Genomic DNA, 23,342 nt, shown 5'->3' with positions numbered 1-23,342 from the left:
CGTGGTGCGCGTGCTTCCTGATTTGCCCAAATCGCTGCAGTGCGGCGCTTTGGCCGCCTGCCTGGTCACTTTAACCCCGCCCGCCGGCGCTGCTGTTCCTGCCCCGGAACAACTGCTGCCCGACGACACACTCATCGTGTTGACGGCGCCGGATTTCTCCAGGTTCCGGCAGGTCTGCCAACGATCGCCCAAAAGCCGGCTCTGGAATGACCCCGCCCTGAAGCCGCTCAGGGATAAGTTCCTCTTGCGCTGGCGTGAGGAAGTTGCCAAGCCCCTTGAACGCGACCTCAACTTGAGCCTGGACTCTTGCGCCAGCCTGCCGCAGGGTCAGGTGACATTCGCCGTGACCAGGAACGCCTGGCAAGGAGGCGACGACCAGCCGCTCGGCTTCCTGCTCTTGCTCGATGCCCGGGACAAGGCCGACCTGCTCAGGACCAACCTCGCCGGGTTTCGCAAGCATTGGCTGACCACCGGCAAATCCCCCAGGACCGAGAAGATTCGCGATCTGGAGTTCTCCGTCTTTCCCATTACGAGCAACGATGTCCCCAAAACGCTGGCCAAGTTCCTCTGGCGGCCACCTGTGTTCGCGCCTGTCACCTCAGGACCGCAAATCACTCAGGCCCCGGTCAAATCATCCGGCAACGAGGATATGTTGCTGGACATGCTCACAGTCCTACTGACCGCCAGCAAAGAGCTGGTCATCGGCCAGGTGGGCACGCTGCTGGTAGCGGGCAACTCAACCAAAGGCGTCGAGAAAGTAGTCATTCGGCTTACCGGCGGTTCAGTTCCCACCTTGAGTGAAATACCCGCCTACCAAGCCAGCGGGCAAACTCTGTTCCGTGATGCACCTTTCTACGGCTGGGTGAACCTGAAAGTCTTTGTGGATGCTCTCGGACGCCCGCCCTCGGAATCCAAACCCTCCGAGCCTGCGGACCCGCTGGAACCCATCAAGCGCGAGAAGTTCATTCATGCTACCGGATTGGCGGGCTGCAAGACTCTCGCGTTCAGCCTGCAGGACTCCAACGAGGGTTCCCTCTTGCAGGTCGTCCTCGGTGTGCCGGAAGCCGACCGCCAGGGCATCTTTCAAGTCCTCGCCAGCGCAGCCAAAGAAGCCGGTCCGCCGCCGTTCGTCCCGGCGGATGTCGCGCAGTTCTTCCGGTGGCGCCTGGACGGCTCAAAGGCTTGGGCGACCCTCGAGAAGATGATTAGCGACCTTTCCTCGCAAGCCCTCAGCGCGCTCAGCCTGATCCTCGACACCGCCAGCGCCCGCGCCAAACTCGACGACCCCGGCTTTGACCTGAAGAAGACCCTGCTCGCCAACCTAGGCAACGACATCATCAGCTATGAACGTGCCCCGCGCGGCAATACACCGGCCGAGTTGCAGGCCACCTCCTCCGTGCTTCTTATGAATTCGCCGAACCCCGACCAACTGGCCGTCGCCCTCAGACGCCTGTTTGTAATCTTCCCCCAGGGCGACATGCTCACGGAACGGGAGTTCCTCGGCCGGAAGATCTACTCACTCCCGACGCCCCCACTGCCCTTCTTCGCCCCCAACCGCACCCACGCGACGCCGCCGCGCACCTTAAGCTGGGCTGCCAGTGGCGGTTACGTTGCGCTATCCACTGACACGCCGCTCCTTGAGGAGTACCTGCGCAGCGGCCAAGCCCAGACCAAAGCTCTGCGCGAAACCCCCGGCCTGATCGACGCCGCCCAGAAGGTTGGCGGCTTGGGCACCGGTCTTTTCGGCTACGACAACCTGGCAGACGCCATGCGCGTCGCTTTCGAAACCGCCAGGAATGCCCCGGGGGCTTCCACCAACGGCATTGGCCCCAGCCTCTTCCCCGGATTGCCAGGCATAACCGGCCCGGAAGAGACTCTCAACGGTTGGATGGACTTCTCCCTCCTGCCCGCGTTCAACAAAGTTGCGCATTACTTTTCATTCACTCTTTATGCCGCCAGTGCGAACGTTGATGGTTTCACGTTGAAGGTGTTTGCCCCCCAGCCCCCTGCTCTTCGCAGTCCCCTGCCTCCGCCGACACAGTAACGGAAACGCGTTGCAGGACGGCGACAAGATATTTCAGGACCGCCGGTTCCGCATATTCTCTCTCCCGCAGTTCCCCCGCGCAGGTTCGGGACTGCGCGCGGAAATTGGTCAAGCATCTGCCGATCGCCGGGCGCCCTCAGGTTCACGAACGCTCTGGTTTGGCTCGGCCTTGATCAGCAGCACGATAACGACGGAAAGCAGGGCAACACCGGCAAAGACGCCGAATATGAGGTTGAGCGGGACGTGCCGATCGCGCAACGCGCCGAAAGCCCAGTCCCCGAAACCGCCGCAACTGATGCTGACGAGGTTCATGATGCCGTAACCGGTGGCCCGCCACTCGGAGCGAGCCACCTGGCACAGGATGGGCATGTTGTTGCAGTCAAAGAACCCCCAACCCAGCCCAAAGATGCTGAGGCCGAGGATGGCAACGGCAAGCGTGCCAGCGTAACCGACGCTGAAAAGCGCGGGGAGCAACAGTAGTGTGCCGATGGCGCTCGTGAAGATTCGCCCGCGCGGCGAGGTGCGCATCCAACGATCGGCCAGCGTGCCGCCGAGCAGCGCGCCGACGAGCGCGCCGAATTGCACAACGAGAATCGCGCTCACGCCTGCGCGGCCCTGACCGAGACCAAATTTCTCTTTCAGGATGTCGGGCATCCAATCGCGCACTACCCAACCCGCGATTGCAGGCAGGGTGAAGTAGAGCACGAGCAGAATGAAATTGCGGTTCGTGAGCAGCCCGCGAAAGACGTTGCCGCTCACCACTTGAGTCACGGCATCAGGGGCGGGGCGCACGGGATTGCGCAGAATCGCGAACAGGGGCATCGCATAAACGACACCCACCAGGCCGCACGTCGTGAACGCCCAGCGCCAGCCATGCTCCGGCGAATCTGCAACGTAACCCGCAAACCCGCCGAGAATTTGCCCCACGTAGATGCCGGTCTGATGCACCCCCACCGCCCGTGACCGGGTGAGTCCCGGGTGATAATCTGCGATCAACGCGAGCGCGGCCGGGATGTAGAAGGCTTCGCTAACGCCCATAAGCGCACGGGCAGCCATGAGTTCATGGAACGTGGCGACGTGTCCTGTCCACCAAGTCACCGCCGACCAAACGAGCAGGCTGGCCCCAATGACATGCCGCCGGCTGACCCGGTCAGCGATGAAGCCGCCGAACGGGCTCAGGACCGCATAGGTCCATTTGAAGCAAGCCAGCACCATGCCCCAGTCCGCCTTGTTTGCGATGCTCGGGATGTCCTCGACCATCGAAACCCTCATTGTCGCGAGCATCTGCCGGTCGAGGTAGTTGAGGAGCGCCACCGGAAACAGCAACACGACCACGAACCACGCGTAGCGGAGGGGATGAGACGCTGGAATATCGTCGTTCACGCGCCGGGCTTCCTGCCCGGTTCAAAGTTGCTCCCTCGCTCGCTCGCAGCGCGAGGATTGCGGAGGTAATAGAAACGTCCATCTTCCGCACCGCCGAGGAAGTCCGGAACGGCATCGCCATTGAAGTCCACTACGGTAGGGCTGACGTCGTGGCCTTCGAGGTTCCGCCGCGCGAGCAGCCCCATGTCCTGGAAGAACCACTTGCCATCGCGGGCATCCGCCTGGCGGAGAAACGTCGCATTGGCGGAACTTAAGAGGATGTCGAGGTTGCCATCGCCATCCCAATCCACGATGCAGAGCTTGCGGCGGCCACTCTTGCCCGCGGAGCCTTTGCTAAGCGACAGCGGTTCCCCCCTCTCGTCGCAAAACACGCGCCTGGGCGGGAGCAGCACGAGTTGGCCGACGCGTTTAGCACGCTCGAATAGCGCAAGGTAGCCCTGCTGGTCGAGCATGATGAGGTCGGTCAGGCCATCACGATTCCAATCAACGGCAAATGGCGTCGTGCGCCACTGAGTGAGGAGCGCCTTGCCCTCGGGGCGAAGCCACCCGTAAGCGAGCGAAGGCTGCGGGCCGTTCCATTCGACTTCGATCGGTTGCGCGGCGGCAAGTTTGGGCGCCTTGCGCGTGCCGACGTTCTTGAACCAGACCACTTTTCCCCAAATAGAATTCATGAGGATGTCGGGCAAGGTATTGCCATCCCAATCCGCCACGCTCAACGTCGTGTAGCCCCACTTCGCTTCGGCGGGCCCCTGGATGCTGCCGTTCGGACCCGCCATTACGCGGATTACTTTGCCACCTGCCCGGAGATACTCCGGCCTGGCCCAACCAGGCTTCTCGACCCCGGGCCCGCTGAGGTTCTCGAAGAAGAGGATATAGCCCGCCGTGTTGCCGCTAACGATGTCAATATCGCCATCTCCGTCCCAATCAACGCCTGTTGGCGTCGCCAGCGCGCCACACTTCAACTCGTCTGCCTCCTGTTGGAAGTAAACAGGCGGCAGAAATTGCGGCGTATGGTCAGTCGTGAATTTGCCAGTATTCTCGAGAAAAGCAACGCGTCCATCCTCGTCGCCAACGATGAGATCAAGGTCGCCGTCCTTGTCCCAGTCTATCGCTGTCGGCGTGACCATTTCCAGGTCCATCGCAAGCGGTCTCGGCGAACCAGGAAGGCCAGCGCTCTCCTTCTCCGCCAACCAGGCGAACGGAGGGGCAGACTTATGCGCACCGGGGGGCAAGGTCAGTCGGCAGCTTGGCGCATATTTCGGCGCGGTGCGCGCGCCGATGTTCTCGAAGTAAGTGAAGCCATCGAGGAATTCACCGCACAAAAGGTCCAGATCGCCGTCGCCGTCGAAGTCCGCGAAGTTCGGCGAGGGCCAGCCAAATGTCTCGACCGGTTTGTCGCCCGCTCTGATCTTCACTGGTTTGTCGTAAACAGGCTTCGCCGTCGTGCCATGGTTGCGGATGCAATAAACAAAACCGCGCAGGGGACCGTTGGTCCATTGGCCCTCGGGCGTGTAGGCGTTGTCCCAACCATAATCCGTCCAATCCCCAATCCCCACCACGAGATCGAGCGCGTTGTCGCCGTCGTAATCCACGTAGCGCCACATGTTCGCGCGGACTTTGTTGGGATGGATATTTGCAGAGATCGGGAGTCGCTTCCCGGTCGCAAGGCCGGTCTTGAGAAAGTCGGGATACTCGTGGCCTGGCGAAAGAACGCATGGGCTGCCGTTCAAGTAACTGACCTGGACATTCTGCAACCCCCTGCTGATGCGGCGGCTGGGTTTGAAGACGGGCAGCTTGTTCAATCTGCCGCCGCTGGCAGCGTTCTCGAAGAAATACACACCGTTGTAAGGTACGTCCGGGCAGTTGACGACAAGATCAAAGTCGCCGTCCCCATCAAAGTCCATTGGCAACGGCCACGCCCATAATCCGACCCCCAAGTCCACCACCAGACCGGGATTGTGGTATTTCAGCCGTTCTAATCCTGCCGCCTGGGTATTAACCACTGTGATCGCTAACAGCCAAGTGATGCTAAGAGCGAGATACAGGCATTGCATAGGAATTTCAGTCCACGCGCAGCAAACGTGGAACAATGCGCCGGGCTTGGACGAACACTTCGAAAAGAAAGGTCTCCAGTCTCTCTGTCCAAGCCAGAAGCCATACACGCATGTGTGCTTAGTGTGCCAGCGGCAACCAGGATGGGCAAGTGAATGCCCGAGCGCCTTTTTGAGTGCGCGGCGCGGCGCGTAAAACTACGTGCCCTGCCGATGCCGACTCTGGTATAGTCCCGGTCAGAGGCAAAATATGACAACCAGTCAATCAGGCACAACGGCTGCCCCAGGCGCCCTCGGACGCGTGACGTTTCTCGACGGCCAAGGCGAGCTGCCCATGCTCGAAATCAGCACACCCTGGAGCTCAGCCGCAATCTACCTCCAGGGCGCGCATGTCACCCAATTCAAGAAGAAGGATGAGCCGCCCATGCTTTTCCTCAGCCAATGCAGCCGCTTTGTCGAGGGCCAACCTATTCGGGGTGGCATCCCTGTGGTCTTCCCCTGGTTTGGACAGCGGGAGGGCTTAGGCCAGCACGGCTTCGCCCGCGTCAAGACCTGGGACCTCAAAGAAGTCGCCCCAGCCCCGGATGGCAGCGTCAGTGTGCGGTTCCGTTTGCCTGCCTGCCCTGAGGCTTCGGACTTTACGCCATTCACCGCCGACTACCTTGTCACGGTGAGCCAGTCCCTGACGCTGCAACTCGTTATTACCAACCAGTCCAACGACGCTGAATTCACTTTTGAGAACTGTCTGCATTCCTATTTTGAAGTGAGTGACATCACCGCCATTTCGGTCAGCGGTCTCAATGGCCTTAACTACCTGGATAAGGTCGCCCATTTTGTGGAGCAGACCGAGACCAACGAGACCCTTCGCATCGCCTCCGAAGTGGACCGTGTTTACCAGAACGCCACCGGCACCGTGGAAATTCTTGACCCGCGCTTCGGCCGCATAATCCGTATCGAGAAACATGGTTCCGCCTCCACCGTGGTCTGGAACCCGTGGACTGCCAAGTCACGACAAATGCCTGACTTCGGTGACGAGGAGTTCGAGCGCATGATCTGCGTCGAAGCAGGCAATGTTGCTTCGAACAGCATCAGCCTGCCCCCGGGGGCGACTTCAACTCTCACCGTCAAGCTGGCTACCGAAACGCTCACATAGCAACCGCCGGAGCCCAGCCCCCCCTCCGCTCAAAAGACTTTCCGCTTGAATCGCAGTCGCAGACATTCAAGCCTTAACCCGTTCATTCATGGAAAGCATGACCATTGCTAACGTAGCGCTCGCCTTCGCCCTAGCGGTCGGCGGTGGCGCGCTTGGCGCTTCGCTCGGCACATCGCACCATCGGCTTTGCGCCTTGATCAGCCTCGGCGCCGGCACCCTTCTGGGTGTGACCCTTTTTGCGATTCTCCCAGAGAGCCTCGTGGTGTTGCGCTGGTGGGGCACTCTGATCGCCGCCGGGTCCGGCTACGTCCTTTTCGCCATTATCAGCAAATACGTTTACCATGTCTGCCCAGCCTGCGCGGCCAGCCACTTTGACGAAACCGCCACCCACCATTTCAGCGAGATTGCCACCGCCATGACCTTGGCTCTGACTGTTCACTGCGTGGCCGACGGTGTCGCCCTCGCTGCCGGTCACGAGGCCGAAACCTCCCACGCTCATGGCGGGCGCGTGCTCGATCTCTCCCTCATCCTGGCCATCTGTGTTCATAAAGTCCCGGAGGGCCTGGCTCTGGCCAGCCTTCTGCTGGGCGCTGGCTTCAACCGCGCTCAAACCCTGCTCCGCGTCGCCGCCGTTGAATCCACCACGCTCCTCGGTGGCATCCTCGGGTGGCTCTTCCTCCGACACGCCTCGACCTTCTGGCTCGACGCTGCCGTCGCCCACGTCGGCGGCGGGTTCTTCTTCCTCGCCGTGCACGCGGTCTTCGGCGAGATCCTTAAACACCACAAGGCTCTCGTCCTGACCAATTTCGCCATCGGCTTGAGCGCCATGGCGATTTTCACCTTCCTGTTACGCATGCTTTGAAGCCCCCCTCGGGCCTCAAGGCGTCAAGTCGGGTCACATTTTGCTCCCGCAGGCAGGGGCAGTCCCTGTGCGAATCGCCCCCGCTACTTGAGGGCTCACGGCATGCCCTGTAAATGGCCCCGCCTATTTGCCAATGCAAAACTGGCTGAAGATTGTATCCAAGATGTCGTCGGTAGTAGTCTGGCCGACAATTTCACCAATTGCATTGACTGCGATACGCAGGTCCAGGGCGGGGAGCTCAAGGGGCTGGGCGGCGCATAGGTCTTCTACCGCGCGCAGGGTGGCAGCCCGCGCGCGGTTGAGCGCATCTTGGTGGCGCGAGTTGATCATTACCTGCAACATCTCGGCTCTGATTTCGCCGGACCACACCAACTTCTTCATCTCGTCCTTGAGCGGCTCAATTCCCTGCCCGGTCAGGCAGCAAACGTCCACTACTGGGGCACTTAGGCCTGGTGGCAATTGCAGCCGGACCGGCAGGTCAATCTTGTTCCGAACCAAGACACATTTCTTACCCGAGCACTCCGCCAAACAACTCTCGTCAGCGCGTGTCAGCAACTCGGACGCGTCCAACACGTGCAAGACAAACTCCGCCTGTTGCAGGGCCTCGCGGCTGCGACGAACGCCCTCGGCTTCGATCTCGTCGTCGACCTCGCGCAACCCCGCGGTGTCCACGAGCATGACCGGCAGCCCGCGGATATTCGTAGTTTCTTCGATGGTGTCGCGGGTAGTTCCAGGAATGGCGGAAACGATGGCGCGGTCGCTGCCAAGGAGCTGATTGAGAAGACTGGACTTGCCGGCGTTTGGCCGACCGATAATAGCACCTCGGACGCCACGGCGGAGGATTCGCCCCTCGCCGGCAGTGCGCAGCAGCTCGTCCATGAAGGCAACGCCGCGTTCAAGCCGCGCAACGAGCCGGCTGCGGGTATCCGGCGCGATGTCCTCTTCGGGGAAGTCAATGTGCGCCTCGACGTGGGCAAGCGTTTCGAGCATCTGGTCGCGCAGTTCGCCGATTCGCCGGGAGAGACTGCCAGCGAGTTGCTCGTTGGCGGCACGCAACGCCAACTCGGTGCGCGAATGGATCAGGTCGGAGACAGCCTCGGCCTGCGCCAGGTCAATTCTCCCGTTAAGAAAGGCGCGGCGTGTGAATTCACCGGGTTCAGCCAGCCGGGCGCCGCCCGCAAGCACCGCATCCAGCACCAGCTTCGTGGCCAGGATGCCGCCGTGGCAGGTGATTTCGACCACATGTTCGCGCGTGAAGGTGCGCGGGGCGCGCATCACCGCCAGCATCGCCTCGTCCACCTTCTGCCCGTCGCTCACAATATGACCAAGATGAATGGTGTGGGTCGCCGCGACTGACGGCTTCACGGCATTTTCACGCGCCGGGAGGAAGCAGCGATCGGCCACTGCGAGCGCCTGCGGGCCGGAAATGCGGATCACGGCCAGACCGCCTTCGCCGAGCGGCGTCGCAATTGCAGCTATGGTGTCGTCCAGCATTTGGTTTCCGCTTTTGCACTTCAGGCTTTGAAAAGCCGCAGGCTTGATCAATAGTGGCACCGATGATGGGCGATCCAAAGACGTCAGACGAGAGATATTTGGGCAACAAGGAACTCGTGCGGTCGGCAAAACCATCCCCAACCGAACAGCGCCACCGCCGGTCTATGAACCTGGACAAACTCTCCCTCAGAAAGGCGATCGCGCTGATGCTCTCCGAGGAAGCCCGCGTACCAAGAAAGTTGCTGAACGAACATCGCCGCATAGAGTTGGTCATCCGGGCGATTGTGCGTGCGTTTCGGAGCGGTGGCCGGTTGTTCTATGTCGGCGCGGGCACCAGCGGACGGCTGGGGGTGCTGGACGCCAGCGAATGCCCACCCACATTCCGCACCTCACCAGACTTGGTTCAAGGCATCGTGGCAGGCGGACAGAAGGCGCTGTGGCAGTCGGTTGAAGGCGCGGAGGATAACGTGAGGGCCGGCGTCCGGACCATCAAGGCACGCGGCATCAACCGCCAGGACGTGGTAGTAGGCATCGCGGCGAGCGGCACCACGCCATTTGTCTGGGGCGCGCTACGAGAGGCGAAACGGCGTGGGGCAACCACCGCTTTGGTGTGCTTCAACCCTTTTCTGGAGATACCGCGTGCGTTGCGGCCCAACATCGTCATTGCTCCCAGCCTCGGGCCTGAGTTGTTGACTGGCTCGACCCGCCTGAAGGCGGGCACGGCGACGAAGCTGCTCTTGAATCTACTCACCACACTCTCGATGGTGCGCCTGGGCAAAGTGCGGAGCAATTTGATGATCGATTTGAACCCCTCGAACGTAAAGCTGCGGGGCCGTGCGGTGCGCATCGTGCAAGAACTGACGGGGCAGGATTACGAGGCGGCGCTGGCGATACTGAAGCGCCGCAGTTGGATCGTCAGAAAGGCAATTGCGCGGCCAAGTCGGAAACAATGACCTGAACCTTGGTGAACTTCCCCTGCAAGTAGGCAGCGGTGGCAAACCGCACCAAGCCGGTGACCAGCACCAAGAGCAGGGCGCTCATGAAGAACTGCCCAAAAGCGTGCGCCGGGTCAGTCTCCATCATCCGCGGCAACCCATGATACAGCACCCCGATAGACAGCAGAATTCCAATCGCCCAGCTCACCCAAGGTGAAATCCCGCGAAATGCATCCAGCAGGCGCAGCAGAAAAAGCGGACTCAGGCTGTAAGCGACCGTAGCGAAAGCTTGCGCGTACGAATGCCGGCCGCAGAACGTCTCACCCACCAACTTGAGGAAGTAGGCGCCCATAAGCACAACAACCAGCGAAAGCACGATCTGAGCAGTTTGGACCACTAAGGCTTCGGCCGCCGAGAATTTCTTCAGGCGGCCAAAATCCTGCCACTTTCCCCAGTTGACCAGCCCGTAGCCCTCCCCAACCGACGCGAGCAACAATAGTGGCAACAGAAACGCGACCAGGACAAAAGGCACGCTGCGCCGGGCACGGGAGATGCCCTCCCAAGTCGTGGCCGGCTCAATAATTAGCAGCAGCGTTTTGATCATCCTGAGTCTAGTCTTACCGGGCGGCTCGCCGCCTGACAAGCGAATAGAGAGCCCACGTCGTGGTTCGTTCCTAACCAGCGCGCTGTGACGTGCTGTCGCGCGCGCATTTATTCGCTTCCGTTCGCGCGTGACGCGTGTTTAACTCAGCGCGATGAAAGTGAACCTTAGTATCTGGGACAGGCTGACCCCAGTGGTGATCTTTCTCGTCTTTGTGGCTGGCGTTCTACTGGTCGGATTTTGGTATCTGCCCCTTATCAAGCAGAATCAACGGATGCGGAAGGAAGTCTACCGGCTCCAGAAAATGATACGGGAGCATGAGGAAACCGCCAGGCAATTGCACACCTCCATTGACGCCTTGCGCTTCGATCCGAAGGCCGTGGAACGGCTGGCCCGAGAGACATTGGGTTACGCCAAACCAGGAGAAACCGTCGTTCGCTTCGAAGAACCCCGGACCAACAGCGCTTCGAAACGCTGAGTCGTCCGATAGGGCCGCACATGCCGGCACTGCCCGCCGCCCCATTGTCCCGGCAATCCCCCGCCCTATACGGTCATGATTTCTTTTTCCTTGTGCGCCACGTGGAGGTCAATCTTGCCGATGTACTCGTCCGTCAGCTTCTGCACTTCCTTCTCGGCATGCCTGACGTCGTCCTCGGTTACACCGCTATCGTGGGTGTGTTTCTTCAGTTGGTCCAAGGTGTCGCGCCGCACATGGCGGATGGCCACGCGCCCGTCCTCGGCCATTTTGCGGACGATCTTCACGAATTCCTGGCGCCGTTCCTCGCTGAGTTCGGGGAAGAACAGCCTAATGGCCTTGCCCTGAATGGACGGCGTGAGCCCCAGGTTGCTCTTGAGAATGGCCTTCTCGATCGGATGCAGCGAGTTGGCGTCCCAGGGCTGGATTGTCAGGGTGCGCGGTTCGGGGGTAGTGATACCAGCAAGTTCGCGAATGCGCATTTGCGAGCCATAAGCCTCCACAAGGATGTTCTCGACCAACGCGGGCGAGGCTTTGCCGGTGCGCACACCGGCAAACTCCTTCACGACCACCTGCTCGGTCTTGCTCATCTTGTCTTCCGCATCAAGTAGAAAGTCGTCGAGTGTCATAGGTGCCCCGAAGCGTAGTAAGATCCGGCGAACGTGTATAGCCCAACTTACAGCTCCGCCATCAGTCGCTTCTCGGCTTCCTCGTTGCTGAGCTTATGTCGGACCCGCATCACGGACACGCCGACTACCGGCGGATAAGCCTGGTCGGCTTTCATTCGCGGCTCGACATATTCGACGACCTCAAACAGTAATTGGTTGGCTGCCTGGTAGTCGAGGCCCGTAAGTCGCTGGATGTAGCGAGTCGAGCGGTCAATGAGTTTCAGGTTGCTGGGCACGACCCAGATCATGTAATTACCCATCACCCGCCCCAATCGCACCATGGTGCAGGTCGAGAGGGCGTTGAGCATCATTTTGAGGCCCACGCGTGTCACGCCGTCCAACAGGAAGTCCGCGGCCGGCACCGGCACCAGCACTTTAACGCACTGAGGGTTCCACTTGGAGACGAAGTCGTTGATCTCCCGGAAGGACTCATTGCGCCCAATGAAGATTAACCCGATCTGTGCGCCAACCTGCTGCGCGGCTTCGAGCTGCCGACGATGAAAACCGTCCGGGGCAAGTAACGAGGCCTTCTCGGTCTCGGAAACGATGCCCACCGCACTGTCGCCCTCGCCCAGCGGCCGATATTTCAAGCCGTCCAGGCCAACCTTGAACCTCATCAACTCTGCGGCGCTGATCTTACGCACGATTTCGTAGGTGCGCGCCACTTTGTCCTCACTCACCAGCGCCCGGACCTCCTGCTCGGTCCATTCCACGCACTTGGGCTGACGCTTGATGATCCGCTCCCAGGCCTTCGGCGTATCCGCGTAAGGCATGAACAGGAACGACCACGACTCGGTTGCCGTCGTATCATCGAATTTGCGGAATGGTGGCGAGCAATAAGTCGGCGAGCGCTCGGTGGTGTCCGTCAGCACATCAATACCGAAACGGTCGGCGTAGTAATTGTTCTTGTGCTTGGACCGGTAAACGGACTCTTCGAGCGACACGGCCTTGGCAAGCTGCGACCGGAATTCGGGTGCGATCAGGTTGCCATGCATCTCGGTCAGTTTGCGCAGGAACTCGGCCGGCACGGAATTCGAGTCCAGCGCGCATGGGCCGTTGGGCTCCAGTTCCTTCATCAGATCGCGCAGCACCATTTCCAGCACGGTCAGCATCACGCAGAGCTCAATGGTCGTCGCCTGCATGCGAGTCGAGCCGGTGATGGACATCGGGCCGGTAGTCAGGTTGATCTTCTCGATGCGCGGCTCCTGGATGACTTCGCGGCTGCGCTTGACGTGCTTGCAGAGAATGTCGTCGGGATTGTTATAGACGAAATAGACCTTGGCGCCGACCTCAAAGCCCTTCCAGGCGGTGCCGATCACAAACGACGTCTCGCCGCCCTCCGTGATAGCGAAGACCACGTCTTTGGCCGACACCCCGAGGTCGCCGATCTGCTTCTTGCCGAACTCCGTGAAGTCCTCGAAACCCTCCACCGATTTGATGAGGGCGAAATCCCCACCGGCCATAACACTGAACGCACGGTTCTCAAACTCCTCCGCCGACGGCGAGCACTTCAGACCGCGCGCAGCCTGCTTCTGCCAGAAGTCGCGCCAGATGGACACCAGTTGGATGCTCAGCCGCCCGGTGGAACCGCAGCCGGTACAAAACACCTTCCCGCCGCCCTTTACCACGCGCAGCACCGTGTCTGCAATACCCCGCGCCCGGCCTGACTCCACAAACTCCTGGTACTTGCGGACATTGTCCCTGTCCGCCTCGAACAACAGCCCCAGCCCCGCACTCACGTCACCTTTGGCAGTTTCGCTTAAATTCGCCGTGACGGGGTGGGAGGATTCGGTTGTCAGAACGCCGAGCTGGAATTGGTCGCTGATCTTGAGGAATTCTTCGGATCGCCGGTTGGATGTATCACTCATAGGGTATGGTCGTTGTAATCGTTTAGTTCACTCGCAGCAAAACGACAGCTTGCCCACCGTCGGAAATGAATCAAGCCAAATCAGGCCAAATTAGCGGGCGATTAGCGCGTATGCCTGAAGGCGCGCGGGCATCTGGCCCGCTGGTCTGGTCCGCCATCCGCAAAGCGGTCAAGATGCTCGCGCTCCCCCGGCAGCTTCATGCATACGCGCTGGCGGGCGATTCGGTCAGCGCAATCGTCGCCAGCGGAGTGTGCCGGGCGCCCTGCGGTAAGAGTTCGCTCCGCATTAGCTCGATCTTATACGCTGTCCAATGGCCAAAAAGGCGGTCCTTCATGCCTGCCACCACCCCGCTCAACGCCTCTGCCTCAGCGCGTTTAATGCCCTTAATGCGCGCCAGCGTCACGTGGCCAGTGAAGCGTTCTTCCTTGGCTTCGGTCGTGAAACCCCGGCTTGCGAGTTCCACCGCCGCGTGCAGCCGTGGCAACTGCTCCTCTTCATCGCGCACGCCGGTCCAGAGGACGCGTGGATACCCGTGTTCCGGGAAGCACCCAACGCCCTCGCCGCGCAGCCGCAAAGGCTCAAAGCCGTGGCATGCCCTGCGCATCGCTTCCCCCAGCGAGTCCACCCGCGCCGCCTCCACATCCCCCAGGAACCTAAGCGTAAGGTGGAACTGTTCACGCCGGGTCCAACGGACATTGCGCGCCGGCAACACACGGCGCAACTCCGCCTGAGCAGCCTCGATCTTTGATTTGATTCCGTCTGGAATCCCCACCGCGATGAACAACCGGAATCGTTCGCTGTCGGCCATGGGATTTCTCAAGGCATCGGCTCGCCACGCGCCGCGATGAGCAGGCGGTACCATTCTTCGCGTGTCAACTCCAACCCGTCGGCCGTGGCGGCGGCGCGAATCCGCTCCGGGTTGGTGGTGCCAACGATGGGCTGGATTCTGGCCGGGTGCTTGAGCAACCACGCAAGCGATACCGCAACGCGACTGACGCCCCGCGCCTGGGCGATGGCGTCCAACTCGGGCAGGAACCGTTTGGCGCAGTAGGTTTGCTGGGATGGCAAACGGCGGTTGGCGCCGTCGCCCATCAAGCCAGCGGCGAGCGGGCTCCAGGCCATGGGAGTAATCCGCTCAATCATGCACTGATCCAGCGTGCCGTCGGTGAGAGCGTCCAGCTTCGCCAGGCTGATCTCGACCTGATGCGCCACCAGCGGCATCGGGCAAGCGGCCTGGAGGGCGGTGACCAGCAGCGGGCGGAAGTTGCTGACGCCGAAGTAGCGCACCTTGCCCGCGGCCTTCAGCTTCCTAAACGCCTGGGCCACTTCCTCCGGATCAGCCAGGAAGTCCGGCCGGTGCAGCAGGTAAAGGTCAATCATCTCTATCCCCAACCGCCGCAGCGACTGCTCGCAAGCGTTGATGAGGTGAGGAGCGGAGAAGTCGTAGCGTGCGGGTGCGTCAGGATCAGGGTCCCCGGCCGGGCGTATGCCTCCCTTGGTCACAATCACAACACGGTCGCGCATGCCCGCCACCTCCCTGAGCGCCTCGCCCAGAATGCGCTCCGTTTCCCCGTGGCAGTATATGTCCGCGTTATCGAATAGTGTGTAGCCGGCTTCATATGCGGCGATAATCGCGCGCCGCCCCGCCGCCCGGCTTGCGGGGGTAACCTCGGCCGGGTTCCAGGTTCCCGCCACCCGCCAGCAACCATAGGCCAACCGACTGCTCCTCAGTAAACTGACTCCCAGTGGAATGGATTGCATATGCCCAAGAATGCTGAACCTAGAATAGCCCCCGCTCTTCGCCAAGTGAAAACCGACGGCATGAACAAGGCAGATTCACATCGTAGCCGCCAGCGTGAAGGCACATAACCCAACTCGCTGAGACGGGAATAGGCGGCTGTGATCTCCGCTGCGTGTTGTTGGCAGGGTCCGCTCGCCGAGGTGACCTTCGTGCGGTCGTCTCGGAGCGACCACCCCACCATGTCACGTGCGCGCGGTGCGCGCGTTAGTCGATCAGGCTCAGAACGGTGGTTGTGCCCGCGCCGGACAGCGAGACACTTTCCTTGTCTATCGCCATCACACGAAGGTCACGGATTCGGTCACCGACAAAGACAGTCTTGCCGCTGATCATGGCCGAAGGACGCTTGGGATTGAACAAAATCCCCTGCAGTCGCAGCGGAGCGGGCTTGGGGGGGGTAGGCACCACTACCGGCGTGGCGTTGGTAGGCTCGATTACCGGGGCATCGGCGACCACAGAATTAGCTGGTTCGACAACGATGCTTGCCGGCGTGACGGGCGAAACTGGCTCGGGAGCCTCATCGGGAGGAAGCGCCGCAGCGGGCGCGGGAAGTTCGGCGTTTATCGCAGTCGGGACCGCTGGTGCCGCGGTTGTGACACCCGGGGCGGGCGCGGTGCGCGCGGCCACTTCGTTTGGCTTTGACGCCTGAATACTCTGCGCCCATTGCCAGACAAACGCCAGCCCAAGCAGGGCGACAACGGCCAATGCGACCGGCAGCAGCAGGCCGAGGCTGTGCCGGGCGCGCTGTTGCCCGGGTTCAACCGGACGCAGCGGCAGATCAGGCGGAGGCAGGGGGACTTGTTGTTGCGTTTCTTTGGCCCGCTTCAGGGCATCGTTGATTAGACTCATGCGTTGACGTTTCCTTCGAGTTCGCGGATGGCTTGGCCGACCATTCGAAAATCAATCTGCTCGCGCTGATGAACAAAGCCCGCCAGCAGGGCTTTGTCGCAAACCGCGTTCACCAACCGCGGAATGCCCTGGCTGTAATGATGGATCCGCCACAACGCCGCGCGGGTGAAACAGGGTGTGCCGTTGCCGCCGGAAACATGGATTCGGTGCCGAACGTATTGGGTAACTTCGCAGCGGCTGAGCGGCGGCAGATGGTAGCGCACGGTGATGCGCTGGCGGAGTTGACGGAGCCGGGGGTTGTTCAGCCGGTCGCGCAGTTCCGGCTGGCCGAACAGAATAATTTGCAGCAGCTTGCGGTCGTCCGTCTCCAGGTTGGAGAGCAAGCGAACCTGCTCGAGCAGTTCATCGGTCAGGTCCTGCGCTTCGTCAATGATCAACAGTGTTTCCTTCCCAAGTTCGACCTGATGCAGCAGAAAGTTGTTGATGACCGCAAGGGTGTCCAACCGGTCCAGGCCATTGACGGGGAGGCAGAATTCCTGCGCAACCAACTTGACCAGTTCGTCGGCGCTCAGGATCGGGTTGAGGATGAGGCAAGTGGAGTAGTGTTTGTCCAGTTGCTCGAGCATCGCGCGGCACAGCGTGGTCTTGCCGGCGCCGACTTCGCCCGTCATCTGAACGAAGCCCTTGCGCTCACGGATGCCAAAGAGCAAGTGGTTGTAAGCCTCCCGGTGCTTGGCGCTGTAGAAGAGGAACCGCGGATTCGGCGTAATGTCGAACGGCGGCTCGGTCAGGCCATAGTAGTCCAAGTACACGCCGTTTTTGCAGCACAAACGGTGCCTGAAGCCCCAAATGGACGCATCCTGCGGGGCCTGGCGGGCAGGTGTCTCAAAGGAGGACGGTTATCTCCGTGTAATACAAAGGCCGCTAGTGCCGGGGAGTTTCATTTGGTCGCAATCGGCCAAAACCTTAGAAAGGAGCTAACCGATACCCCAGTGATCCAGAACGCGCCCACACAGAACATACCAGCGGCCGTTCCGACGCTCTCAGCCTCAATTGCCCAGCCTTTCCAATTCCGCTATGGCAGCCACCTGCCGATTGCGTGTAACCTCCGCCAACGAATTCCTCAGGAAACCGGCAGTATGAATACTGAGCCAGTGCCAAATCGCTGCCCCAAATGTCAGGCGCCGCTGCGGGCTGACGCGCCTCAGGGCCTTTGCCCGAAGTGTCTCCTGGCGGCTGTTTCCACTCCGACCGAGGCCGGCCAAGCCGCCACGCAAAGCTCCCCGCCGCCCATTGAGGAAGTCGCCGCCGCATTCCCGCAGCTACAGATCCTCGAACTCATCGGCCAGGGCGGCATGGGGGTGGTCTATAAGGCGCGCCAGCCACGACTGGATCGCCTGGTCGCGCTCAAGCTCCTGCCGCAATCGCTCGCCGCCGACCCGGCCTTTGCTGAACGCTTCAACCGCGAAGCCCGTGTGCTGGCGCGGCTCAGCCACCCGAGCATCGTCACGGTCTACGACTTTGGCCAGTCGGGCGGCTTCTTCTTCCTGCTCATGGAGTTCGTGGATGGCGTCAATTTGCGTCAGGCCATGCAAGCCGGCCGCTTCACGCCGCAGCAAGCGATGATGCTTGTGCCGAAGATATGCGAGGCCCTGCAGTTCGCCCACGACGAGGGAATCCTCCACCGCGACATCAAGCCGGAGAATATCCTGCTGGATACGCGGGGGCGGGTGAAGATCGCCGACTTCGGCATCGCCAAGCTGCTCGGAGAGACCAAGGAGAAGATTACGCTCACAGCAAGCGGCCATGCCATCGGCACGCCGCATTACATGGCGCCGGAACAACTGGAGCATCCTCAAGACGTGGATCAGCGCGCGGATATCTATTCGCTGGGCGTAGTTTTCTATGAGATGCTCACGGGCGAGCTGCCCATCGGCCGCTTCGCGCCGCCCTCGACCAAGAGCACTGCGGACCCGCGTGTCGATGAGGTTGTGCTTCACGCGCTGGAGAAGGAACGGGAGAAGCGCTTCCGCACTGCCGGCGAAGTCAAAACCAGCGTGGAAGCGATTGCCTCGTCTCCGGCGGTACTGCCCGGGCAGGCCGCAACAGCGAAGCCCAGCCCCAGTCCGGCTACCTCCGAGCGTCGTATCCCCTGCTACATTTCCACACCGGAGCACCTGGGCACATTCACCGGCCAGTTTCTTTATATCTACACGGGCAAGGGCGAACTCAGGCTCGACGGGGAGTATCTGACCTTTGACAAAGGCTGGCAATCCACCGTCATCCCGCTGCGGGACATCCGCGAACTCGGCATCGGCCACTACTCGCGGCTGGCAAAGCCGCTCCGGCTCGACTTCCTGGCGGTGAGATTTGAGCAAGCCGGCCAGCCCCGGACACTGCTCTTCACGCCCTGCATTCGAAGCGGGATATCATTGCCATGGGAAACAAATCCACTCGTCGCCGACTGCTTGCAGGCGGTGCGTGAAGCGGTAATTGCCCGGACCGGTCAAGCGCCGCGCGGGCCAGCTCCAGCGGAATTGCCAGGCTCGTATCCCCCTGATGCCCTGTGGCGCGCTATTAAGATCGGGCTGCCAATCGCTGTTGCAGCCGGGGCAGTAGCCGTAGTGACGATCCTGGTGCGACGGCACACGCTGCCGGCAACTGACGATACCACGGGCGGCTGGTTTATCTTCTGGGTGGTGTGCGGTCAGGCGCTGGTGGCCTTCATAGTCATAAGAATCCGTCTTTGGCGGCTGCGCCAAAACCTGGACCTCCGCCAGAGGACATGCCCCAGCGAGCCACCCGCGAGTCTACTGCCCCGGCACGGCCATTCCCACAGCACGGGAATGCCGCCGGCGGGCCCAAGTAGTCAAAGCGCAAGCGCGTCAGCCACCGCCGTATGCGAAGCCCGAGCGACCTGTTACTTCAACACCCCGGCCAGGATGCGCGACTGCTTTCCCAGCGCCGCCGCGCGCGTCTTCACCTGCCGGGGCGAGCTGGCGCTGGACGCCGAGGCCCTCACGTTCACCAGCACCTGGCGCAGCGCCATCACCATCCCGCTCAAGGACATCCACGATCTCAGCATCGGCCAGTTCCAGATGTGGACCACGCCCTGGGTGATGAAATACGCCCGCATCAACTTCCTCTCCGTGACCTTTCGCCGCGAAGGTCAGTTGCAGACCGTGCACCTGACGCCGGTGGAACCCAGCGCAGACAACCCGGCGCGCATCAACGACTGCGTGGGCCGCTGGTTCGAGCTCGTGAAGAAGGCCGTCGTCGCGGCCACCGGCTCGGCGCCGCACTTCACCGAACCGGAGCGGCTGACCGTGCAGGCACAGAGGGCATGGGGGAGGAAAGGCTGGCCGGTGTTCTTCCTTTTCATGGCGGCCTGGTTCATTGCCTGGTTCGTGATGCCCGGCATGACTGGCTGGCATCCGCCTCGATTCGTATGGCCGATTATGGCCATCACCACGGGTGTCCTCCTGGCGGCGACGCTCTTCTCCGGCGCGGGCTTCATCAGGGCCGACCGTGCCTTGAAGCGCGGCGATTTGGACGCGGTCACCAGCGATGATCCTCCGGCACCCGAGCCGGCGGCTGCCGATGGCGGAGGAGGGCGCGGAAGCCGCCGCGTGGTCCTGCTCTACCCGATATTGGTGGTTGCCGTGCTTCTGGTTTGCATAGCCGGATGGTGGAGTTCCAGCCAACGGGCCTCCTCGCGCGACACCAGCCGCAGCAGGCCCTCCACAGCCGGCAGAGAGTGGCCAGTCGAGCGACCCGACCCAGGCACCAACGTGGTGCTCCTGACGACGCCGTTTCCTCGCGCACCGGAGAATGCTTTCATGGCCTCCCGATTTCGGTGCCTCCTCCCGGCGCACTATCTGGCCCGCGTGCTCTTTGTCCGCTGGACCAATGGCGTGCCAGAAGTCTGGCCCGGCCTGTGTGGCTACTTCAAAGTGGGCGTCGCTTCTATCAATGCAGACTTCGCCTTAATCTGCACCAGCCTCACCGGAGCCCCCGCTACCAATGCAGCCAATGAGGTGCAGTGGACGGTGAATTTCTTCGGCGAAGAGGATTGCAGTTCGCGCTTCCCCGGCGAACCGCGTTACCGCGCTGTGGAATTACCCACGCAACTGGTCGTTGGTCCCGGCCGCCAGGGCATCGTGCGCCTGGCGGATCATCTGGGACCCGGCGGCAAGCCCGCTCCTGACCGCTCAGGAATTGAACTGCGCATCTTTCTCGAGCCACTAGAACATACTCCGCTGCGGATCAACCCTTCAGAGCTGGGGAGCCCCAACTATGTCGCCGAGGTCGGGCCCGGCTGGACAACGGCAGAGGCGGTCAAGGCCATCAGGGAGTGGCCCATCGACAAATGAGCGAGGAGACCTCATCAGCCGACTCGACGCCGCGCCCGGCGGGATTCGCGCCCACCCGCTGGACGCTCGTGCTGCGGGCGCGCGGCGAATCGGCCGCGGCGCAGGCGGCGCTGAGCGAGTTGTGCGAGTCGTATTACGCGCCGGTGCTGGCATTCGTTCGTTGCACGGTGCGCGATGAAGAAGCGGCGCGCGACCTCACACACGAGTTCTTCGCCCGCCTGCTGGCGCAGCACGGGCTGGACACCGTGGAGCCGGGTCGCGGCCGGTTCCGCTCCTTCCTGCTCGGCGCGGTCAAACACTTCCTCGCCAACCAGCTCGACCGAATGCAGGCACAGAAGCGTGGCGGCGGCCAGGCGCCCATCTCCATCGACGCGGGTGACGCCGCACACACTACCACCACAACTCTGCAAATTCCTGACCCCGCCGGCCCGGCACCCGACGCGCTCTTTGACCGCCAATGGGCGCTGACAATTACGGGGCGCGCGCTGGACACGCTGGCGGCGGAGTTCAACGCGGCGGACAAGGCGCAGCAGTTCGAGACGCTCAAACCCTGGCTGCTGGGCGACGTTGAATCGGTGTCGCAAGCCGAGGCCGCTGCACGCCTTGGCCTGTCCGAAGGCGCGGTCAAGGTCGCGGTGCATCGCCTGCGTCGACGCTTCCGCGAACTGGTGAGGACGGAAATTGCGCAAACCGTCGCCGACCCGAACCACGTGCAGGAGGAACTGCGTTACCTGGTGGAAGTGCTGGCACAACCGGACACCTGACCAATCCTCAAGGGCTTCTTCCTCACTCACACCGGCCGCCAGCATCTCTGGCACATCGTTCACCCGCAGCCGACAGGGTCGAATAAAAGGGCACTCGGCGCGCTGCTCCGCGTCGAACGTAGTCCGATCTGCGTGTTTCATGCCCGCTCTCCGTGAGCCGGCGAATCCATTGCGGAAAAGTGCTTGTTCCGCCACCGTGACCGCGAGACTCTGGCGCGCGCAATGACAACTCTCTACGGTCTTTCTGCAATGGCTGTGCTGGCTGCATGCTTATCCGGTGTGACTCCAGCCTCCGTGAGCCTGGCCCAGAGCACCGAAACCCCAGCTCAACGCGACGCCCGCATGGCATGGTGGCGCGAGGCGCGCTTTGGCATGTTCGTGCATTGGGGCCTCTATTCGGGCCTGGCGGGTACCTGGCAGGGTAAAGCGGTCGGCACCAGCGGGGGCATGGAGTGGCTCCAGCAGCGGGTCAAAGCCGATACGGAAACTTACGCCAAAGCCTCCCTGCCATTGTTTCAACCCCGGGCTGATTTTGCCCGCGACTGGGCGCGCCTGGCCAAGCAAGCGGGGTGCCGTTATCTTGTGTTTACCACTAAACACCACGAAGGCTTTGCCCTGCACCATTCCAAAGCCGGCGACTTCAATGCCGGGGCCGTGCTCCATCGCGATTTGGTCAAGGAGATCGTCAAGGCGGCTCGCGCTGACGGGCTGCGAGTTGGCTTTTACCATTCCGTGATTGATTGGCACCACGACCAATACGCTTACGCCAAATCGCAACAACTCCCCCATCCACTCAGGGGCCAGCCGTATCCCAACGGCCAGCGGGACCATGCCCAGTACCTGGCCTACCTGCATCAGCAGGTCAATGAACTGGCTTCAAACTACCCGGTGGACATCCTCTGGTGGGACTACAGCTCCCAAGATTTTCAAGGCGACGAGGCCTGGCGCGCCAGCGAACTGATGCAATTGGTGCGGGCCAAACGGCCCAACATTATCATGAACAACCGGCTCTACCGCAGCCGCGAAGCTGGGTGGGCCGGTATGGGGACCCAGGGTTACCTGCCACAGCTCGATCCCAAATACGGCGACTTCATCACCCCCGAACAGCATATCCCCGATACCGGCATGCCGGGCGTGGACTGGGAAACCTGCATGACTCTCAACACCACCTGGGGTTACAGCGAACACGACCATGCCTGGAAATCCGACCAGACCCTCATCCGCAACCTCGTAGATATCGCCAGCAAGGGCGGCAACTACCTGCTCAACATCGGTCCCAAAGCCGACGGCACCGTGCCCGAGCAAAGCGTGAAATCGCTGCGCGCGATCGGCAACTGGATGCAGGTAAACGGCGAGTCTATTTATGGCACTACAGCCAGTCCATTCGAGAAGCTGCCTTGGGGGCGCTGCACGCAGAAGAGGGTCTCCGGCAATAGAACCCGGCTCTACCTGCACGTCTTCGACTGGCCACGGGATGGCCGGCTCACGGTGCCTGGCCTGCGGGCCAAGCCGCTGAAGGCCACGCTCCTTGCCGGGGGCAAGAGGCTCTCAATGGCGGGCGACGAGACTGGCTTGACCATCAATCTGCCGGTGGCAGCCCCAGACCCCATCGCCAGTGTAGTCGTGTTGGAGGTACGGGGGAGCATCAGCCGCTGAATCCAGGGCAGGCAGCCGTCGAATCCCTCTTCCTCAATCCTCCGTGTAACCCCCTATCGCGGAAAGAGGCGCAGGCTATGGACCTGCGCCGCAAGCCTGAGGCACCCCACGCCCCGGCCAAGTCTGGCGATGGAACGGTGCCTATCCAGCGGAACTACGGTGTGTATCCCATGGGGAGCGATCCCCATGGGATACACACAGGGATAACACGGGCTTCACCTCGTATTCGCCCCGGCATTTCCGGCTGTCGGGGCTGTGCTCGGGAAGCATCACTGTCTCAAAATTGGACACAACTCCAGTTTCCACCGGGATGGCCATTCGGTTCATGGAAATAGGACTGTCTTGGTGGGTTGCGGCACCTTGGACTG

General features: G+C 61.6%; 18 protein-coding genes. 8 read left to right on the top strand and 10 right to left on the bottom strand.

The window, feature by feature from the left end:
• Nucleotides 1-10 precede the first annotated feature (10 nt).
• Nucleotides 11-2,044: a hypothetical protein gene (locus P5205_07320; GenBank protein ID HSA10168.1), complete on the top strand. Its 2,034-nt coding sequence runs from the start codon at nt 11-13 to the stop codon at nt 2,042-2,044.
• A 108-nt stretch (nt 2,045-2,152) separates the two neighbouring features.
• Here the strand turns inward: P5205_07320 and P5205_07315 are convergent, their stop codons facing one another.
• Together P5205_07315 and P5205_07310 are read right to left on the bottom strand one after the other, a co-directional pair.
• Nucleotides 2,153-3,427, bottom strand: coding sequence for an MFS transporter (locus tag P5205_07315; GenBank protein ID HSA10167.1), 1,275 nt, complete (start codon nt 3,425-3,427; stop codon nt 2,153-2,155).
• On the bottom strand, nt 3,424-5,481 hold the full coding sequence (locus tag P5205_07310; GenBank protein HSA10166.1) for a VCBS repeat-containing protein: 2,058 nt from the start codon (nt 5,479-5,481) through the stop codon (nt 3,424-3,426). The genes P5205_07315 and P5205_07310 overlap by 4 nt, the downstream gene beginning before the upstream one ends.
• A gap of 247 nt (nt 5,482-5,728) precedes the next feature.
• Between P5205_07310 and P5205_07305 the strand changes: the two genes are divergently transcribed.
• Together P5205_07305 and P5205_07300 are read left to right on the top strand one after the other, a co-directional pair.
• Nucleotides 5,729-6,631: a D-hexose-6-phosphate mutarotase gene (locus P5205_07305; protein HSA10165.1), complete on the top strand. Its 903-nt coding sequence runs from the start codon at nt 5,729-5,731 to the stop codon at nt 6,629-6,631.
• Between the two features lie 97 nt (nt 6,632-6,728).
• Nucleotides 6,729-7,493: a hypothetical protein gene (locus tag P5205_07300; GenBank protein ID HSA10164.1), complete on the top strand. Its 765-nt coding sequence runs from the start codon at nt 6,729-6,731 to the stop codon at nt 7,491-7,493.
• 123 nt (nt 7,494-7,616) lie between these two features.
• Here the strand turns inward: P5205_07300 and mnmE are convergent, their stop codons facing one another.
• On the bottom strand, nt 7,617-8,987 hold the full coding sequence (gene mnmE / locus P5205_07295) for a tRNA uridine-5-carboxymethylaminomethyl(34) synthesis GTPase MnmE (GenBank protein ID HSA10163.1): 1,371 nt from the start codon (nt 8,985-8,987) through the stop codon (nt 7,617-7,619).
• 164 nt (nt 8,988-9,151) lie between these two features.
• Between mnmE and P5205_07290 the strand changes: the two genes are divergently transcribed.
• Entirely contained in the window at nt 9,152-9,940 is a 789-nt protein-coding gene (locus tag P5205_07290) for an N-acetylmuramic acid 6-phosphate etherase (GenBank protein HSA10162.1), read from the top strand.
• Here P5205_07290 and P5205_07285 read toward each other — a convergent pair.
• Entirely contained in the window at nt 9,903-10,526 is a 624-nt protein-coding gene (locus tag P5205_07285) for a YIP1 family protein (protein ID HSA10161.1), read from the bottom strand. The two genes, P5205_07290 and P5205_07285, sit on opposite strands and share 38 nt — an antisense overlap.
• Before the next feature lie 151 nt (nt 10,527-10,677).
• Here P5205_07285 and P5205_07280 point away from each other — a divergent pair, with 151 nt between their 5' ends.
• Nucleotides 10,678-11,001: a septum formation initiator family protein gene (locus P5205_07280; GenBank protein ID HSA10160.1), complete on the top strand. Its 324-nt coding sequence runs from the start codon at nt 10,678-10,680 to the stop codon at nt 10,999-11,001.
• Between the two features lie 65 nt (nt 11,002-11,066).
• Here P5205_07280 and frr read toward each other — a convergent pair whose 3' ends face one another.
• From frr to P5205_07250, 6 genes are all read right to left on the bottom strand, one after another.
• Nucleotides 11,067-11,627, bottom strand: coding sequence for a ribosome recycling factor (gene frr, locus P5205_07275; protein ID HSA10159.1), 561 nt, complete (start codon nt 11,625-11,627; stop codon nt 11,067-11,069).
• A gap of 47 nt (nt 11,628-11,674) precedes the next feature.
• The gene (locus P5205_07270) at nt 11,675-13,534 is read right to left on the bottom strand and encodes a hypothetical protein (GenBank protein HSA10158.1); all 1,860 of its coding nucleotides are present in this window, start codon (nt 13,532-13,534) and stop codon (nt 11,675-11,677) included.
• 196 nt (nt 13,535-13,730) lie between these two features.
• Nucleotides 13,731-14,342 carry an RNA 2',3'-cyclic phosphodiesterase gene (thpR, locus tag P5205_07265; GenBank protein HSA10157.1) on the bottom strand — a complete coding sequence of 204 codons (612 nt, stop codon included), beginning with the start codon at nt 14,340-14,342 and terminating at the stop codon, nt 13,731-13,733.
• Between the two features lie 8 nt (nt 14,343-14,350).
• Nucleotides 14,351-15,295, bottom strand: coding sequence for an aldo/keto reductase (locus tag P5205_07260; protein HSA10156.1), 945 nt, complete (start codon nt 15,293-15,295; stop codon nt 14,351-14,353).
• Nucleotides 15,296-15,539: 244 nt separating this feature from the next.
• Entirely contained in the window at nt 15,540-16,181 is a 642-nt protein-coding gene (locus P5205_07255) for a hypothetical protein (protein ID HSA10155.1), read from the bottom strand.
• Nucleotides 16,178-16,993 carry an AAA family ATPase gene (locus P5205_07250; protein HSA10154.1) on the bottom strand — a complete coding sequence of 272 codons (816 nt, stop codon included), beginning with the start codon at nt 16,991-16,993 and terminating at the stop codon, nt 16,178-16,180. Before P5205_07250 ends, P5205_07255 begins: the two co-directional genes overlap by 4 nt.
• A 327-nt stretch (nt 16,994-17,320) precedes the next feature.
• On the opposite strand from P5205_07250, the gene P5205_07245 reads away from it, so the two are divergent.
• The 3 genes from P5205_07245 (at nt 17,321) to P5205_07235 (ending at nt 22,974) form a co-directional block, all read left to right on the top strand.
• A complete protein-coding gene (locus P5205_07245) occupies nt 17,321-20,554 on the top strand; it encodes a serine/threonine-protein kinase (protein HSA10153.1) in 3,234 nt (1,077 codons plus the stop codon).
• Nucleotides 20,551-21,318: a sigma-70 family RNA polymerase sigma factor gene (locus P5205_07240; GenBank protein HSA10152.1), complete on the top strand. Its 768-nt coding sequence runs from the start codon at nt 20,551-20,553 to the stop codon at nt 21,316-21,318. Before P5205_07245 ends, P5205_07240 begins: the two co-directional genes overlap by 4 nt.
• A gap of 279 nt (nt 21,319-21,597) precedes the next feature.
• Nucleotides 21,598-22,974 carry an alpha-L-fucosidase gene (locus P5205_07235; protein HSA10151.1) on the top strand — a complete coding sequence of 459 codons (1,377 nt, stop codon included), beginning with the start codon at nt 21,598-21,600 and terminating at the stop codon, nt 22,972-22,974.
• Nucleotides 22,975-23,342: the final 368 nt, after the last annotated feature.

Source organism: Candidatus Paceibacterota bacterium (assembly GCA_035452965.1).
Classification (GTDB): Bacteria; Verrucomicrobiota; Verrucomicrobiia; order Limisphaerales; family UBA8199; genus UBA8199.
This window is presented reverse-complemented; position numbering and strand designations above follow the sequence as displayed.